The 15,802-nt window shown below is 72.4% G+C and carries 12 protein-coding genes, 1 pseudogene and 1 riboswitch; of the genes and pseudogenes, 4 read left to right on the forward strand and 9 right to left on the reverse strand.

The genetic code is table 11. The features are described from left to right. Window positions 1–188 precede the first annotated feature (188 nt). From thrC to Aiant_RS19025, 4 genes are all read right to left on the reverse strand, one after another. Window positions 189–1,475: a threonine synthase gene (gene thrC, locus Aiant_RS19010; RefSeq protein ID WP_189328231.1), complete on the reverse strand. Its 1,287-nt coding sequence runs from the start codon at window positions 1,473–1,475 to the stop codon at window positions 189–191. 10 nt (window positions 1,476–1,485) lie between these two features. After that, window positions 1,486–1,624: riboswitch (SAM riboswitch) on the reverse strand. Window positions 1,625–1,772: 148 nt separating this feature from the next. After that, a complete protein-coding gene (locus Aiant_RS19015) occupies window positions 1,773–2,744 on the reverse strand; it encodes a GNAT family N-acetyltransferase (protein WP_189328230.1) in 972 nt (323 codons plus the stop codon). A gap of 94 nt (window positions 2,745–2,838) precedes the next feature. Continuing rightward, window positions 2,839–3,750, reverse strand: coding sequence for an ABC transporter permease (locus tag Aiant_RS19020; protein WP_189328229.1), 912 nt, complete (start codon window positions 3,748–3,750; stop codon window positions 2,839–2,841). After that, window positions 3,747–6,452 carry an alpha/beta fold hydrolase gene (locus tag Aiant_RS19025; RefSeq protein ID WP_189328228.1) on the reverse strand — a complete coding sequence of 902 codons (2,706 nt, stop codon included), beginning with the start codon at window positions 6,450–6,452 and terminating at the stop codon, window positions 3,747–3,749. Before Aiant_RS19025 ends, Aiant_RS19020 begins: the two co-directional genes overlap by 4 nt. 116 nt (window positions 6,453–6,568) lie before the next feature. Between Aiant_RS19025 and Aiant_RS19030 the strand changes: the two genes are divergently transcribed. After that, a complete protein-coding gene (locus tag Aiant_RS19030) occupies window positions 6,569–8,779 on the forward strand; it encodes an AAA family ATPase (RefSeq protein WP_189328227.1) in 2,211 nt (736 codons plus the stop codon). On the opposite strand, the pseudogene Aiant_RS19035 reads toward Aiant_RS19030, so the two are convergent. The 4 genes and pseudogenes from Aiant_RS19035 to Aiant_RS19050 all read right to left on the reverse strand — a co-directional run. Further along, window positions 8,776–9,006 (reverse strand): annotated as a pseudogene (locus Aiant_RS19035) (DUF3263 domain-containing protein); the annotation flags it as partial. The gene Aiant_RS19030 and the pseudogene Aiant_RS19035 overlap by 4 nt on opposite strands. Window positions 9,007–9,205: 199 nt before the next feature. Continuing rightward, entirely contained in the window at window positions 9,206–10,201 is a 996-nt protein-coding gene (locus tag Aiant_RS19040; protein ID WP_189328225.1) for an ABC transporter permease subunit, read from the reverse strand. Then, a complete protein-coding gene (locus Aiant_RS19045) occupies window positions 10,198–11,175 on the reverse strand; it encodes an ABC transporter ATP-binding protein (protein WP_189328224.1) in 978 nt (325 codons plus the stop codon). Before Aiant_RS19045 ends, Aiant_RS19040 begins: the two co-directional genes overlap by 4 nt. Before the next feature lie 31 nt (window positions 11,176–11,206). Beyond that, window positions 11,207–11,992: a DeoR/GlpR family DNA-binding transcription regulator gene (locus Aiant_RS19050; RefSeq protein WP_189328223.1), complete on the reverse strand. Its 786-nt coding sequence runs from the start codon at window positions 11,990–11,992 to the stop codon at window positions 11,207–11,209. A 178-nt stretch (window positions 11,993–12,170) separates the two neighbouring features. Between Aiant_RS19050 and Aiant_RS19055 the strand changes: the two genes are divergently transcribed. Genes Aiant_RS19055 through nagA form a run of 3 tightly spaced genes read left to right on the forward strand, consistent with a single transcriptional unit; the run spans window position 12,171 to window position 15,120 of the window. Beyond that, complete coding sequence (locus Aiant_RS19055; RefSeq protein ID WP_189328222.1) at window positions 12,171–13,103, forward strand: SIS domain-containing protein; 933 nt, start codon at window positions 12,171–12,173, stop codon at window positions 13,101–13,103. A gap of 47 nt (window positions 13,104–13,150) precedes the next feature. Beyond that, window positions 13,151–14,032 (forward strand): ROK family protein, encoded by an 882-nt coding sequence (locus Aiant_RS19060; RefSeq protein ID WP_229829849.1) that lies wholly within the window; start codon window positions 13,151–13,153, stop codon window positions 14,030–14,032. Continuing rightward, a complete protein-coding gene (gene nagA / locus Aiant_RS19065; protein ID WP_189328220.1) occupies window positions 14,029–15,120 on the forward strand; it encodes an N-acetylglucosamine-6-phosphate deacetylase in 1,092 nt (363 codons plus the stop codon). The genes Aiant_RS19060 and nagA overlap by 4 nt, the downstream gene beginning before the upstream one ends. Here nagA and Aiant_RS19070 read toward each other — a convergent pair. Continuing rightward, on the reverse strand, window positions 15,086–15,751 hold the full coding sequence (locus Aiant_RS19070; RefSeq protein WP_189328219.1) for an MBL fold metallo-hydrolase: 666 nt from the start codon (window positions 15,749–15,751) through the stop codon (window positions 15,086–15,088). The genes nagA and Aiant_RS19070 overlap by 35 nt on opposite strands. Between the last annotated feature and the right edge of the window lie 51 nt (window positions 15,752–15,802).

Below are 15,802 nucleotides of genomic sequence, written 5' to 3' on the forward strand. Positions count from 1 at the left end.
CTCCGGCACAAAGCCATTGGGTCAGCGTTGGGTCGTTGGGTCCCTCGAGATTGTCGCCAAGCTCAGGTGAGGGGCCACGTACGGCGTCGCGTCCTCCCGCGACAAGCATCCTGCCGACCCGGAGATCGGCGCGCAAGTCCTCGGAGGAAGGAATATTCGACAACCGGCTGGCGTCCGGTTACTCTCCGCTATCCAAGCAGGCCAGCTTCGCGAGCGCCGCGCAGTGACGGCTTGATCCGGTGCGTCGGGCCGGCCGCGTCGACGATCGCGTCGAGCGTCTTGAGACCCTCGCCGGTGTTGTAGACGACCGTCTCCTTGGCCGGGTCCAGCTTGCCGCTCTCCACCAGTTTCTTCAGCACCGCGACGGTGGTGCCACCGGCGGTCTCGGCAAAGATGCCGGTGGTCTCGGCGAGCAGCCGGATACCGGCCGTGATCTCGTCGTCGTTCGCGTAGTCCATCCAGCCACCGGTGCGGCGGACCGCCTCGATCGCGTACGGCCCGGCGGCCGGGTCGCCGATGTTCAGCGACTTGGCGATGCCGGTCGGCTTCACCGGGGTGATCACGTCGGTGTCGTTGTGCAGCGCCACCGCGATCGGGTTGCAACCGGCCGACTGCGCGCCGAACACGGTCCAGCCGCCCGCCGGCGCCTCGGCCAGTCCGATCTCGACCAGCTCGGTGAACGCCTTGTCCACCTTGGTCAGCAGCTCACCGGAGGCCATCGGGATGACCACCTGGGCCGGGATCCGCCAGCCGAGCTGCTCGGCCACCTCGTAACCCAGGGTCTTGGAGCCCTCGGCGTAGAACGGCCGCACGTTCACGTTGACGAACGCGGTGTCCTCGAACTCGTCGGTCTCCACCAGCTCGCTGCACAGCCGGTTGACGTCGTCGTAGGAGCCGTCGATGGCGACCAGGTCACCACCGTAGATCGCGCTCATCACGACCTTGCCCTGCTCCAGGTCGCCCGGGATGAAGACGATGCTGGGCACCCCGGCCCGGGCCGCGTGGGCGGCCACCGAGTTGGCCAGGTTGCCGGTGGAGGCGCAGGAGAACCGCTTGAAGCCCAGCTCCTTGGCGGCGGTCAGGGCCACCGAGACGACCCGGTCCTTGAACGAGTGGGTCGGGTTCTGCGAGTCGTCTTTCACCCAGAGCGGCGCGGTGATGCCCAGCCGCTCGGCCAGGGCCGGCGCGCTCACCAGCGGGGTCAGGCCCGGGTCCAGGCTCACCCGGGTCGCCGGGTCCTGGCCGGCCGGGAGCAGCGCGGCATAACGCCAGATGTTCTGCGGGCCCGCCTCGATCTGGGCCCGGGTCACCCGCGCGAGCGCGGCCTCGTCATAGGCCACCTCGAGCGGGCCGAAACACTCGTAACACGCGTGCTGCGCGGCGAGCGGGTACTCCGCGCCGCAGGCGCGACAGACCAGGCCGCGAGCGGGCGAGGTGGTGGTCTGGTTTTCGGGTGCACTGACGGCAGCAGTCATCGAGGCCTTCCTCTCATCTTTCCCCGGCGGCGACCTGCCGCAATGCGGGGACGGAATTAGCACCTGCCGCGCGCGGCCTCGTCAGCGAGACATGCGTGGTGGTTGCCGGGGCTTCATCGGGCCGTTCCCTCTGCCCCTCTGGATGAGGTATTCAGTTGTTTCCTGAAGCTTACGACGAGATCTTCGGATCGCCCCAGCGAGTTCCCGAGGTGTGAGCGACCTCCTTCCAGGAACACCCGGATGGTGCGGCTATCTCCACCGTTTGCCGGATTTACCGGGACAGATGCCCCACGAGGGTCAGAGGTCGGCGACGCAGGAGTACTGGGTGGCGACCGGGCGGTAGCCGAGCCGGGTGTTGACGGCCAGCATCGGCGCGTTGGACTCGTCGTTGGCGGTGTAGGCGTCCGTGACGCCGGCGGCCGCGGCCCGGCGCAGCGCCTCGACCTTGACCCGCCGGGCCAGGCCCCGGCCACGGTGGGCGGGCGCGGTCGCGGTCATGTCCGACCAGACCCGGGCGCCGTCCCGGACCAGCAGGGAGAACGAGACGATCTCGGCACCCCGGACGGCGGCGACGCTCAAGTCGTGATCCAGGTCCGGGTTGTCCCAGACGTCATAGCGCCACGCGGCCGGGGACGGTGGCTGCGGCGGTGCGTCACCGGGCTCGTCGGTGGCAGCGGCGACGTCGGCGGCGTACAGGGCCTCCGCGGTCGTCTCGCGCAACGGGACCAACCGCAGCCCCGCGTCTCCATCAGGGTGCCCTTCCGGCTCCCCCGTCGGGCCCGTTCGCCGCCGGTGCTCAGGCAGGCTTGCGGGCGGATGGTCCGCCGGCGTGAACGTGGTCAGGTCGAGGACGGAATAGCGCAGCTCACGGGTCGGCTCGAAGCCGCGGCGGCGGGCGAAGGACAGCACCTCCGGCTGGACCGTGGCCGCCACCCGCCGGATCCCGGCCGCCCGCAGATGGCCGGCGGCCGCCTCGAAGAGCGCGTCGCCGATGCCCCGGCGGCGGGCCGCCGGATGGACCTGGAGCAGCGAGATCTGCCCGAACCCCGGTTCCGCCGTCCGCACCTTGCGATACGCCGCGACCCAGCCGACCAGGTCACCACCGATCTCCGCGACGAACGCGGCCCAGTCCTCCCCGGGCGGCGGCTGGGCGATGGTGCGCCTGGTGTTGGCCGTGCCGCGTACCAGATAGGGATGGACTGTCGCGCTCAGCGCGACCACGGCTGCGGCATCGTCCGGCGCCGCCGGCCGGATGGTGAAGTCGGCCATCCGCCGATCCTTCAAGCGCCGGCCCGGCCGGTCAACGTGTTTACGCGCAGCCCGAAAAGATCTTGCCGCGTCTCAGGGGCAGGGGACGGATCGGTCAGGAGGTGACGTCCTTGCGGGTGAATCGGTAGAAGGCAAACCCCCAGAAGACGGTGGCATAGACGATCGCGGAGATGGCTCCCTTGGCCAGATCCTCGGTCTGGACCGGAGTGGAGAGCAGCCCCAGCCAGGCGTCGCTGTAATGGGTCGGCAGGGCATTGCGGATCGAGCCGAGCGCGGTGATCTGGTCCAGGATGCTCGACAGGATCCAGAGCAGCACGGCGCCGCCGACCGCGCCCAGGGCAGCGTCGGTGAGGACCGAGAGGAGGAAGGCGAGACCGGCCACCACCAGCAGGATGACGGCGAGATAGGCGAGGATCCCGAGCAGTCGCAGCACGCCCGGACCCGGTGGGATCTGGGCGGAGACGGTGCTGCCCAGCGGGTGCCAGCCGTATCGGAGCGTGCCGACCAGCAGGCCGGTGCCGGCCAGCAGCGCGAGGGCGAAGAGGGCGTATCCGAGCGCCACCACCAGCTTGACCGCGAGCAGCCGGGCGCGCGGGACCGGGATCGCCAGCAGGTAGCGCAGGCTGCCCCAGCTGGCCTCGCTGGCCACGGTGTCGCCGGCGAACAGCGCGAAGACCACCACGAGGAGGAAGCCGGCCGAGACCGCGAGACAGAACAGCGCGAAGTTCAGCCCGCCCGAGGTGGCCAGGTCGACCAGGCTGCTGAAGGCGCCGCCGCTGTTGCGGTCCTCGTCGTCACCACCGCCGCCGAACTCGAAGGCGACCAGGATGATCAGCGGCAGCAGCACCATGAAGCCGAGCGCCAGCTGGGTCCGCCGCCGGGACGCCTGCCGCCGGATCTCCGCCCGGATCGGCAGCGTGCGCGACGGGCGGTAGCCCACCGCGGCGTCGGTGCGGCCCGCAGCGGCAGGGGTGGTGCCGGCTCGGTCGGCGGCTGAAGAGGTCATCGGTCTCCGCTCCCTCGGGAGTTGTCGCCCACCAGGGCCAGGAAGGCGTCCTCCAGGCGGCGGCGCGGGACCACCCGGTCGACGCCGACGCCGGCCCGGACCAGGGAGGCGACCAGGTCGGCGCGCGGGGTGCCGTTCATGTCGACGATCAGGCCGGTGGCGCCGTCCGGGGTGACCGAGCGGACGCCCAGGCCGGTGAGGATCTCGGTGGCGGCCGGGACGTCGGTGACCTCGATGGCCACCGACGGGGAATCGCCGACGATGTCGTCGACCGGGCCGGAAGCGACGATGCGGCCCTTGTTCACCACCACGGCGTGGGTGCAGGTCTGCTCCACCTCGGCGAGCAGGTGGCTGGAGACCAGCACGGCGCGGCCGTCGGTGGCGTAACGCTGGAGCACCCGGCGCATCTCGGCGATCTGGGGCGGGTCCAGGCCGTCGGTCGGTTCGTCGAGCACGAGCAGTTCGGGCAGGCCGAGCATGGCCTGGGCGATGGCGAGTCGCTGGCGCATGCCGTGGCTGTAGTTCTTCGTCCGGCGGTGCACCGAGGCGCCCAGTCCGGCGATCTCCAGCGCCTCGTCGAAGCGGGCGTCCTCCCACGGGCGGCCGGTGGCCCGCCAGTACGCCTTGAGGTTCTCGTAACCGGACAGGTGCGGCAGGAAGCTGGGACCCTCGACCAGCGCGCCGACCCGGGACAGGATCTGCGCGCCCGGGACCAGGCGGTGCCCGAAGACGTGGATCTCACCGGCGGTCGGCGAGGTCAGCCCCATCAGCACCCGCAGCGTGGTGGTCTTGCCGGCGCCGTTCGGGCCGAGCAGGCCCACGACCTGGCCGCGCTCGACCGTGAAGCCGATCTCCTCGACCGCCACGAACCCGTCGCCGTACGCCTTGCGCAACCCGCTCACCACCAGCGGCGTGTCCGCATAGGCCTCGTTGACCGCGGTCACCCGCCGGCGGCGGCGCACCCGGCGGACCAGCAGCAGGACGGCGAGGCCGAGCACGAGCACCAGGATCAGCCCGCCCAGCGCGTACCAGTAAAGCGCCGCGGGCGACGCGATCGCCGTGCCCACCAGCGTGGGCAGCGTCAGCTGCCCGTCGATCGCCACGGTGTAGGTGGCCGGGGCGGCCGGGGTGAGAAACGCCTGGTCCGAGGTCGCGACCACGACCTGGAGCGTGTGCCCGGCCTGGAGCTGCCGGACGATCGCCGGCAGCGTGACCGTCACCGGCCGGGCCTGGCCGATGTCTTTCGGCAGGCCGGTGAGCCGGACCGGGGCGACCAGACCGGCGCTGAGCGTCGGCGCGCCGTTCTGGTCGACGTCGTAGAGCTTGACGAAGACCACCGCCTCACCCGTCGGTGACGCCGCCCGCAGCCGCACCGTCGGCGCGCCCGCCACGTCGATCGCGCTGCTCAGCGGCGCGCTGGCGAACGTGGCGTGCTGGCCCGGGACGTCCGTGGCGACGTTGCCGCTGAGCAGCGAGCTGAGCCGGCCGCCGAGCCCGGGCAGCGAGGAGATCGCCGCCGGATTGCCGTTCGGCGGGTTCGCGATCGGCTGGGCCGGCCCGCTCAGGTCGACGGTGGCGCTGCCGGTCCCGCCGAGCCCCGGGTACGCCCCGGTCGAGTACCCGTTGGTCACCAGGTCCCGGTCCATCGCGCTGAACCCGGCCACCCGGGACCAGGTGAAGTCGTCGCCCGGCGCGCTCCCGGCACCTTTCAGGTAGTGGTCGAGCCACTGCACGGTGAGGAACTTGACCCGGTCCTGATCGTTGCCCGGCCCGGCCCCGCCGTCGTGCCCGCCGGTGAACCAGGCGACCCGGACCGGCGTGCCGGCGGCGGCGATCCCCCGCGCGTTGGCGTCCGCCTCGGAGAGCGGGAAGAGCGTGTCCACCGCGCCCTGGATCAGCAGCGACGGCGCCTTGATCCGGTCGAGCACGGTGGCCGGGCTGGACCTGCGCAGCAGGGCGAGAGTGGCCGCGTCGGGCACCCCGGTGGTGGCCATCGACAGGTACGCCTGGCAGACGTCGGCGGCGAACCGCCCGCAGGCCGGATTGTCGCCGCCCGAGCTGGAGCCGAAGAAGGCGCCGGCCCAGCTTTTCTTGAACACCCCGGTGGCGTCGGTGCCGGCGGACTGCGGGAGGAACGCGTTACCCAGGTCGTTCCAGGTGATCGACGGGACGATCGCGTCGACCCGCTGGTCCTGGCCGGCCAGCAGCAGGGCGAGCGCACCGCCGTAGGAGCCGCCGACCACGCCGACCCGGGGGTCCCCGGCCGCGTCGGTGCGCACCTCGGGGCGCTCGGCCAGCCAGTCGAGCAGCCGCTGAGCGTCCCTGACCTCGTAGTCCGGGCTGTCCAGGTGGATCTCGCCGGTGCTCCGGCCGAAGCCCTGGGCGGTCCAGGTGAGCACCGCGTAGCCCCGGGCGGCGAGCGACTCGGCGTCCGAGCGGACGGAATCCTTCGTCCCGCCGAACCCGTGGGCGAGCAGCACCGCGGGCACCCTGCCGGAGCGCTCCCGCGGCACCAGGAAACGCGCGTCCAGGTCGACCGGCTGGTCGCCGGCGGGACCGGTGCGAACCGTGATCCGCAGGTCCTGGGCGGTCCAGGCGGCGCGCTCGGGGAGCACCGCCCAGATGGTCGCGGCGGCGAGCAGCACGAGCACCACCGCGGCGGTGACCGCCCGGCGCCGGGTCACCCGGGGTAACGCAGACATGGCGCCCAACCTAATCGGGCGCTCCTGAGCACGTGCTGTGAAGCCCGATCTCGCGCGCTGAACGCTAGCGTGGGTGCCCTACGGTCTGTCCTGTCGATCAATCGGAGGCTTCCCCGGTGGCAGATGAGCTCACGCTGACCGTGACCCTGCGGCCCGCGGCGCTGGACGCCCGGCGCGGCATCGTCCGCCTGCACCCGGAGGTGATGGCCGCCCTGGCGCTGCAGCCGGGTGACCCGGTGCGGCTGGCCGGGACCCGGGTGACCGCCGGGATCGTGGCCCGGGCCGAGGCAGGCGCCAGCCGGGCCCTGCTCTATGCCGACGATCTCACCCTCGGCAACCTCGGGATGCGCGACGGCGGGCAAGTCACGGTCACCCCGATCCCGGTGACCGGGGCACGCCGGGTGACTCTGGCCGGTGCGCCGGAGATCGTCGCCGTGGTCTCCCCGGAGATGCTCCGGCTGGCCCTGCTCGGCAAGGTGGTCAGCGCCGGCGACGACGTGTCGCTGCTGCCGCAGGACGTGCTGCCCGAGGCCGGGAACAGATCGCTGGTCGAGGCGGCCCGGCGCAGCCTGGCGAACAGGGTCGGCTACGCCTGGACCAGCACCCTGCTGACCGTCACCGAGGTCACTGACGCGGACGCCGGCCTGGTGACCATGGACACCGTGGTCGCCTGGCAGGACGGGCCGGCGGCGAGCCCCGCCCACCGGGCGGCACGCGCCGAGATCCGGGCCGAGGCGCCCGCCTCCACCGACCCGGACGTGCCGCCGCCGAGCCTCGACGACCTGCCCGGCCTGCGTTCCCAGGCCAAGGAGCTGGAGGAGCTGCTCGACCTGGGCTTCCACCACCGGGAGGTGCTGGCCAAGCTGGGCACCAAGGTCAGTCTCGGCGTGCTGATCTCGGGACCGGCCGGGTCCGGCAAGTCCGCCCTGGTCCGGGCCGTCGCGGCGACGGTCGGAGCCGGCGTACGCCCGGTCTGGGCCCCCGAGCTGGCCGCGCTCACCAACGACGCCGCCGCCCGGCGCCTGCGCTCGCTGGCCGACGAGGTGCGCGGCGACGAGCCCGCCGTCCTGCTGATCTCGGACGTGGAGGCGCTCGCGCCCCGCGACGAGTCGGGCCCGCTGGCCACGGTGTTCCGCCAGGTGCTGCTCGAGACGGTGGCCTCCGGCGCGGCGGTGGTCTGCACGACCAGCAAGCCGGAGTCGGTCGACCCGTCGCTGCGCGCCCCGGACCTGCTCGCCGTCCAGCTCACCGTGCCGCTGCCGGATGCCGCGATGCGCCGCGAGCAGCTGGGCGTGCTGACCCGCGGGATGCCGCTCGCCGAGGACGTGCGGCTGGACGACGTGGCCGGGCGTACCCCGGGGTTCGTCGCCGCCGACCTGGGCGCGCTGGCCCGGGAGGCCGGGGTCCGGGCGGCGCTGCGGCAGAAGGTGGCGGACGCGCCGACCGTGACGATGGCCGACTTCGAGGCCGCGCTGGACGTGGTCCGGCCCACCTCGATGGCCGAGTCCACGCTGGAGGTCGCCAAGGTCACCCTGGACGACGTCGGCGACCTGGCCGAGGTCAAGCAGGTGCTCACCGAGTCGGTGCTGTGGCCGCTGACCTATCCGGACACCTTCGCCCGGCTCGGCGTCTCCCCGCCGCGCGGCGTGCTGCTCTACGGTCCGCCCGGCTGCGGCAAGACCTATCTGGTCAAGGCGATCGCCGGGACCGGCAAGGCGAACGTGCTCTCGGTCAAGGGCGCCGAGCTGCTCAGCAAGTGGGTGGGCGACAGCGAGAAAGCGGTGCGCGAGCTGTTCCGCCGGGCCCGGGAGGCCGCGCCGACCCTGGTCTTCCTGGACGAGGTGGACGCGCTGGCGCCGGCCCGCGGCCAGGGCACCGACGGCGGGGTCACCGACCGGGTGGTGGCGGCGCTGCTCACCGAGCTGGACGGGGTCGAGGACCTGCGGAACGTGGTGGTGATCGGGGCGACCAACCGGCCCGACCTGATCGACCCGGCGCTGCTGCGGCCCGGCCGGCTGGAACGCCTGATCTACGTGCCGCCGCCGGACGGGCCGGCGCGGGCCGCGATCCTGCGGGCGTCGGCCCGGGCGGTGCCGCTGGACTCCTCGGTCGACCTGGACGTGCTCGGGGCGGAGCTGGAGGGGTTCTCGGCGGCCGACTGCGCGGCGCTGATCCGGGAGTCGGCGCTGGCCGCGATGCGGGACTCGCTGGAGGCCTCGACGGTCACCCTGGCGAACGTGACCAACGCCCGCGAGCGGGTGCGCGCCTCACTCGACCCGGCCCAGGTGGCCTGGCTGGAGGCGTACGCAAAGAATCGTCAGGTCTAACGGCGGCGCGTGCGTGCCCGGGCTGATCGCAGGCGCCGCAGGCGGCCGATCAGCACCGGGTCCCGCTCCAGCGCGGCCGGATTGTCCAGCAGAGCGTTGAGCAGCTGGTAATACCGGGTCGAGGAGAGGTCGAAGGTGTCCCGGACGGCCTGCTCCTTGGCGCCGGCGTGCTTCCACCACTTCGCCTCGAAGGCGAGGATCTGCTCGTCCCGCTCGGTGAGCGCGGGCGGCGGCGGGGCCGGCTCCGATGTGGAGGTCTCCGGGGCACGCGGAACGGGGATGTGCTGCTGCTCCTCGACCGGCTGGTCCCCGGTCGGGTCGGCGGCGGGCTGCATGGCACTCCCTGACGGCACGGATCGGCTTGCACGGATGGACACACGGGGGCCATCAGCATAAGCGCGACCGACGACCCCCGCGAACGCTACCTCAGGTGATATCGCGCTTACGGATCGTCCACATTGCGGCACCCACAATGATGATTGACAACGCGAGGAACAACCCGCCTGACATCTGCCAGGTGAGGGTGTACGTCGGTGGCTCGCACCCGTTGGCCGAGAACACGCAGGGCGCGTTGTAGTCGGTCACCTCGTAGGACTTGAACATCCACGCGGCGATCCAGGTCGGCAGCAGGTACAGGTCGGCGAACCGGGCCTGCGCCAGTTGCAGCACCACGCCCAGGCCGAACTGGAACACCACGATCACGCCGATCGCCGCGCCCAGCGCCGCGGCGGTGTGCCGCCCGATCGACGCGACGCCGAACCCGATCGCGCCGGCGGCCAGCACCAGGCCGAGGCCGCGCAGGCCCATCAGGCCGATCGACTGCCAGGCGCCCGAGGTCATCCGCTCGGTGGTGCCGCGCTGCATCGCGATCACCCAGAAGATCCCGGTCCAGACCGCGCCGGCCACCACCGCCAGCCCGGTCAGCCCGGCCATCAGGGCGGACAGCTTGGTGGACAGCACGCGGAGCCGTTGCGGCCGCCAGAGCAGCAGGTTCATCATGCCGCCGCTGTTCCATTCGGCGCCGACGAAGGACGCGCCGATGATGAACGCGATCAGGGCGAGCAGCGCCGCGAACGTGATCACCATGGCCGGGTAGTTCTCCCGGAAGTCGAACTGCGAGCCGACGTAGTTCTCGGCCCGGAAGTCCTCCCGGGTCGGCGTCCAGATCGCGTCGCAGCCCTCCGGGTAATCCGCGGGCCGTTCGGCGCAGCGCTGCTTCTCCTGGGCGGACAGCGCGCTCTGTTCCTGGAAATCGCGATCGGCCGAGGCCTGCGCCTCGGCGAGGGCCGCCGGGCCGACCTTGTGGTTGGTCAGCGTGACGCCGCCCGCGACCAGCCCGAGCACGAGCAGTGCGAGCAGCACCGAGAACCTGGTGAACCGCCGCTTGCTCAGCCGGCGCGTCTCCGCCTTGAAAAGGCTCACTGACCCCACCCGCCCTGCGTCGCCACCTGGTCCACCTGCCGGCTCGCCCCGGTGACCGGCGCGGTGCCGGTCAGTTCGAGGAAGACGTCCTCCAGATCCGCCGAGACCGGGGTCAGCTCGGAGACGTAGATCTGCCGATCGGCCAGCAGCTTGGTGATCTGAGCCGGATTGCTGGCGTTCGCCACCGTGAAGTGATCTTTCTCCATGGTGATCAGCGCGCCCGCGGCACGCAGCAGCTCGGCCGCGCCGAGCAGGTCGACCCCCGGCTCCAGGCGTACCTTGACGGTCGACGAGGTGTGGCTGGCCAGCACCTCGGACACCGAGCCCGCGGCCACCCTCCGCCCGGCCGCGATGATCGTCACCGAGTCGCAGATCAGCTGGATCTCGCCGAGGATGTGGCTGGACAGCAGCACAGTCATCCCGGAGGCGGCCAGGTCGCCCATCAGCGTGCGCATCTCCCGGATGCCGCCCGGGTCCAGACCGTTCGCCGGCTCGTCCAGGATCAGCAGCTTCGGCTCCTTGAGCAGCGCGGACGCTACCGCGAGGCGCTGCTTCATGCCGAGCGAGTAGGTCTTCACCCGCTCCTTGGACCGGTCCCGCAGGCCGACGAGCTCGAGCACGGCGGGCACCCGGAGCGGATTGACCCCGCCCGCGTCGGCGAGCAGCGACAGCGTGGTCTCGGCCGTGAAGTTGCCGAAGAACTGCGGGCTCTCCACGATCGCGCCGACCAGGCCGGCCACCTCGGGCAGGTGCCGGGGCACCTCCTGGCCGAGGATCGTCATCCGGCCCTCGTTCGGCCTGATCAGGCCGAGCAGCGTGCGCAGGGTGGTCGTCTTGCCGGAGCCGTTCGGGCCGAGGAAGCCGTGCACCTGCCCGGCCTCCACCACCATGTCGAACCCGTCCAGCGCCTTCCGGACACCCTTACGGCTGCGATATGTCTTCCGCAGCCCTGATATCTCGAGTACGGCGGTCATCGCCGCACCTTAAGTGATCGACGCTCGTTTTTCAGGCGCAGATCACATCGACCCCGGCCTCTCGGAAGGCCGCGATCGTCGACGAGGACGCGCCGGAGTCGGTCACCAGGGTCTCCACCTGGGTGATCGGGCAAATCCGGGCGAACGCGTGGCTACCCAGCTTCGACGAGTCGGCGATCACCACGACCCGCTTCGCCCGGGCCACCATCAGGCTGTTCATCGCGGCCTCCCCCTCGTGGTGCGAGGCGGCGCCCAGCTCCACATCCAGCGCGTCGACGCCGAGCAGCGCGATGTCCAGCGTGACCTCCTTGAGCAGTGCCCCGCCGAGCGGGCCGACCACCTCGAAGGACTGCGGGCGCACCACGCCACCGGCCACCACGATCTTCATCCGGGAGCGGAGCAGCAGCTCGTTCGCGATGTTCAGGGCATTGGTGACCACGGTGAGCTGGGAGCCGTCGCCGACGGCGTTCAGGTCCGGCCGGACCGCCAGCGCCCGGGCCACCTCGGTGATCGTGGTGCCGCCGTTCAGTCCGACCACGGCGCCGGGGCTGACCAGCTGGGCCGCGGCCTCACCGATCCGCTGCTTCTCCGCCGAGTGCTTGGCGCTCTTGTAGCGCAGCGGCAGGTCGTAGGAGACGCCGTTGGCGACCGCACCACCCCGGGTGCGCGTGATCATCTGCTGCTGGGCGAGCTGATCGAAGTCACGCCGGATCGTCGCCTGGGAGACGTCCAGGCGCTCGGCGGCCTCCTCGACGGTTACGCGGCCGCTCTCCGTGAGTAGCTCCAGCAGGGCATTCCACCGCGCGTACCGGTCCACCCGACACTCCCCGATGCACGTTTCATGGTAAGTGTGTGCACATTAGTGCGCGAAAGGCGGGGAAGCAAAGCGAGCCGCTGCGCGGTACTTGCCCCCGCGCCGGGCCCATGAGCACAATAACGCGCGAAATACCCGGGTACCGAGCTTGAATGCGCAGCACAACCGCTGAGGATGAGCCATGACGCACGTAAAGGCGGAGATCGCCAGCCAACCGGACTGCTGGCGCCAGGCGGCCAAGCTGGCCGGATCGCCGGGCCTGCCGGACCGCGGCGAGCGGGTCGCGGTGGTCGGCTGCGGCACCTCCTGGTTCATGGCCAAGTCCTACGCGGTGCTGCGTGAGCAGGCCGGACACGGCGAGACCGACGCGTTCCAGGCCTCCGACTTCCCGTACGGGCGGCACTACGACCGGCTGATCGCGATCACCCGGTCCGGCACCACCACCGAGACCCTCGACGTGATGCGCACCGTGGGTGAGCGGACGCCGGTGACAGTGATCACCGCCGACCCCGCGCAGCCGGCCGTCGACATCGCCGGGCACGCCGTGGTGCTGGACTTCGCCGACGAGCAGTCGGTGGTGCAGACCCGGTTCGCCACCAGCACGCTGGCCCTGCTCCGGGCGCACCTGGGCCAGGACATGGACACCGCCGCGATGGACGCCGAGGTGGCCGTCCGGCTGCCGCTGCCGGTGCACCCGGCGCTCACCGACCAGATCACCTTCCTGGGCCGGGGCTGGACCGTCGGCCTGGCCGAGGAGGCCGCCCTCAAGTGCCGGGAGACGGCCGGGTTCTGGACCGAGTCGTACCCGGCCATGGACTACCGGCACGGCCCGATCTCGATCGCCGGCCCGCGCCGGGTGGTGTGGGCGTTCGGCGACGTGCCGGCCGGCCTGGCCGACGAGGTCGAGGCCCGCGGCGCCGCCTTCGTGCACAGCCGCCACCACGGCGGATACGCCTCCCTGGGCCGCTGGGTCGGCGGGCGCGCCCCGCTCGACCCGATGGCCGACCTGGTCCTGGCGCAGCGGGTGGCCGTCCTGCTGGCCACCACCCAGGGCCTGGACCCGGACAACCCGAGCGGCCTGAGCCGTTCCATCGTCCTGCCCGACCACTCGTGAGCGACACCGACACCGTCGTCATCGCCCTCGACGTCGGCGGCACCGGGATGAAGTGCGCCCTGGTCCGCCCGGACGGCGGCGTGCACCACGAGGAACGTCACCCCACGCTGGCCGCCCGCGGGCCGGCCGCGGTCACCGAGAACATCCTGACCGTCGCCGAGGGGCTGGCCGCCAAGGCGGAAGCGGACGGGCTCACCCCGGTCGCGGCCGGCCTCGCGGTGCCCGGCGTGGTCGACGAGACCACCGGGGTGGCGGTCTGGTCGGCGAACGTCGGCTTCCGCGACGTGCCGCTGCGCGACCTGGCCGCGGCCCGCCTCGGTCTGCCCGCGGCGCTCGGTCACGACGTCCGGGTCGGCGCGCTCGCCGAGGCACGCCTCGGCGCCGGGCGCGGCCGGCGGCACGTGCTGTTCGTGGCGATCGGCACCGGCATCGCCGGCGGCCTGGTGGTGGACGGCTCCGGATACTCCGGGGCGCACGGCGCGGCCGGCGAGATCGGGCACGTCACGGTCCGGCCGGACGGCGCCCCGTGCGGCTGCGGCCTGCGCGGCTGCCTGGAGGCGGAGGCCTCGGCCAAGGCGGTCGGGCGCAAGTACGCCGAGCTGTCCGGCAACCCGGACGCCACCGCCTTCGACGTGGCCACCCGGGCCGCGGCCGGCGAGGAGCTGGCCGGGCAGGTGTGGCGGGACGCCGTCGAGGCGCTCGCCGACGGGCTGCTCACCGCGCAGGCGCTGTACGACGTCGGCGTGGTGGTGCTCGGCGGCGGGCTGGCCGAGGCCGGCGACGGGCTGCTGCTGCCGGTCCGGGAGGCGTTCGCCAAGCGGGTCACCTTCCACCGCACCCCCGAGATCGTCCGGGCCGAGCTGGGCGACACCGCCGGCTGCCTGGGCGCCGCCCTGCTCGCCCTCGACTCCCTGGGAACCCCCGCATGAGCCGCATCTCCGGCCGGATCGTCACCCCGTCCGCGATCGTGACCGGTCACCTCGACATCGCGGACGGGTTGATCGCCGCGATCACGCCGGACGACGCGGCCGGCGACGACGTGATCGTCCCCGGCTTCGTCGACCTGCACTGTCACGGCGGCGGGGGCCACACGTTCACCACCGGCGACCCGGCGGCGGCCCGCGGCGCGGCGGCGTTCCACCTCGCCCACGGCACCACGACCATGCTGGGCAGCCTGGTCAGCTCGCCGTTCGAGCTGATGCGCGCGGCGACGCTGGCCTACAAGCCGCTGGTCGACGAGGGGATCCTGGCCGGGATCCACTTCGAGGGGCCGTACCTCTCCGCGGTCCGCTGCGGGGCGCAGAACCCGGAGTTCCTGCGCGACCCGGTGCTCGCCGAGATCACCGAGGTGATCAAGATCGGCGAGGGCAGCGTGCGGATGATGACCGTCGCCCCGGAGCTGGACGGCGCCCTGGAGGCGATCACGCACCTGCGCGACGCCGGGGTGCTGGCCGCCATCGGGCACACCGACGCCTCCTACGAGCAGGTCCACGCCGGGGTCGCGGCCGGCGCCACCGTGGCGACGCACCTGTTCAACGGCATGCGCCCGGTGCACCACCGCGAGCCCGGCCCGATCGTCGGACTGCTCTCCTCGACCGCGACGGTCGAGCTGATCGCCGACAACATCCACCTGCACCCCGGCACCCTGGCCTTCGCCGCCGGCAGCGCCGGCCCGTCCCGCGCCGTCCTGATCACCGACGCGATGGACGCGACCGGCATGCCCGACGGCGCCTACGAACTGGGCGGCCAGGCCGTCGTGGTCGCCGACCGGGTGGCCCGCCTGGCCCGCGACGGCTCGATCGCCGGCAGCACGCTGACCATGGACGTCGCGCTGCGCAATGCCGTCGCCGCCGGCCTGCCCCTGGAGGCGGCGGTGGCGATGTCCGCGACGACACCGGCCGGTTTGCTGGGTCTCACCGACCGCGGCGCCCTCACGCCGGGCCTGCGCGCCGACATCGCCGTCCTCGACGCCGGCCTGACCCTCACGAAGGTGTTCCGCGCCGGCCTCGCGGTCTGAGCGTCTGGCCCGGGGTGAGCTGGGTGTAGGGGGCGCCGGTCGGGGCGGGGCCCTCGGTGCCCAGGAAGTTGCCGAGCATGGTGGCGCCGAGTGAGTTCAGGGCTCCGTCGTGCACGCCGACACTCTGCTCCGGCTTCACCTCGCGCACCCAGTCGATCAGGTCGGCGACCCGGGACCACGGGCCGTGCACCGGGATCAGCAACGTGGTCACCGGGACGTCCGGCACGGTGAGCGCGTCGCCGGGGTGGAACACGGACTCGTCGATCAGGAAGCCGACGTTCGGCACGCGGGGGATGTCCGGATGCAGCTCGGCGTGCCACCGGCCGTAAGCGCGGACCTCGAAACCGTTCGCGGTGAAGGCGTCGCCCTCGCCGACCACGTGCACCCGGGACGGATCGCCGTCGAAGGCTCGCGCCACCGACTCGTTCGTCCAGACCTCCAGGGCCGGGTTCGCCGCCAGGGCGGCCGCGAGCTTCTCCGGGCTGAAGTGGTCGAAGTGCTCGTGCGTGATCAGCACCCCGTCGGCGCCCGCCAGCGCGTCCTCCGCGGTCAGGCCGCCCGGGTCGATCACCAGACGGCGGCCGTCCCGTTCCAGCCGCACACAGGCATGGCCGAACTTGGTCAGTTCCATGTCACCCTCCGGGCAGATCGGTTTGTACAACACTGTTGTACAACGGTGTTG

Origin of the sequence: Actinoplanes ianthinogenes (assembly GCF_018324205.1) — a bacterium.
GTDB lineage: Bacteria > Actinomycetota > Actinomycetes > Mycobacteriales > Micromonosporaceae > Actinoplanes > Actinoplanes ianthinogenes.

Coding starts and splice junctions, on each gene's coding strand:
- nagA (WP_189328220.1), top strand. CDS start 14,029: ATGAGCCGCATCTCCGGCCGGATCGTCACCCCGTCCGCGATCGTGACC.
- Aiant_RS19055 (WP_189328222.1), top strand. CDS start 12,171: ATGACGCACGTAAAGGCGGAGATCGCCAGCCAACCGGACTGCTGGCGC.
- thrC (WP_189328231.1), bottom strand. CDS start 1,475: ATGACTGCTGCCGTCAGTGCACCCGAAAACCAGACCACCACCTCGCCC.
- Aiant_RS19015 (WP_189328230.1), bottom strand. CDS start 2,744: ATGGCCGACTTCACCATCCGGCCGGCGGCGCCGGACGATGCCGCAGCC.
- Aiant_RS19025 (WP_189328228.1), bottom strand. CDS start 6,452: ATGTCTGCGTTACCCCGGGTGACCCGGCGCCGGGCGGTCACCGCCGCG.
- Aiant_RS19070 (WP_189328219.1), bottom strand. CDS start 15,751: ATGGAACTGACCAAGTTCGGCCATGCCTGTGTGCGGCTGGAACGGGAC.
- Aiant_RS19045 (WP_189328224.1), bottom strand. CDS start 11,175: ATGACCGCCGTACTCGAGATATCAGGGCTGCGGAAGACATATCGCAGC.
- Aiant_RS19060 (WP_229829849.1), top strand. CDS start 13,151: ATGAAGTGCGCCCTGGTCCGCCCGGACGGCGGCGTGCACCACGAGGAA.
- Aiant_RS19020 (WP_189328229.1), bottom strand. CDS start 3,750: ATGACCTCTTCAGCCGCCGACCGAGCCGGCACCACCCCTGCCGCTGCG.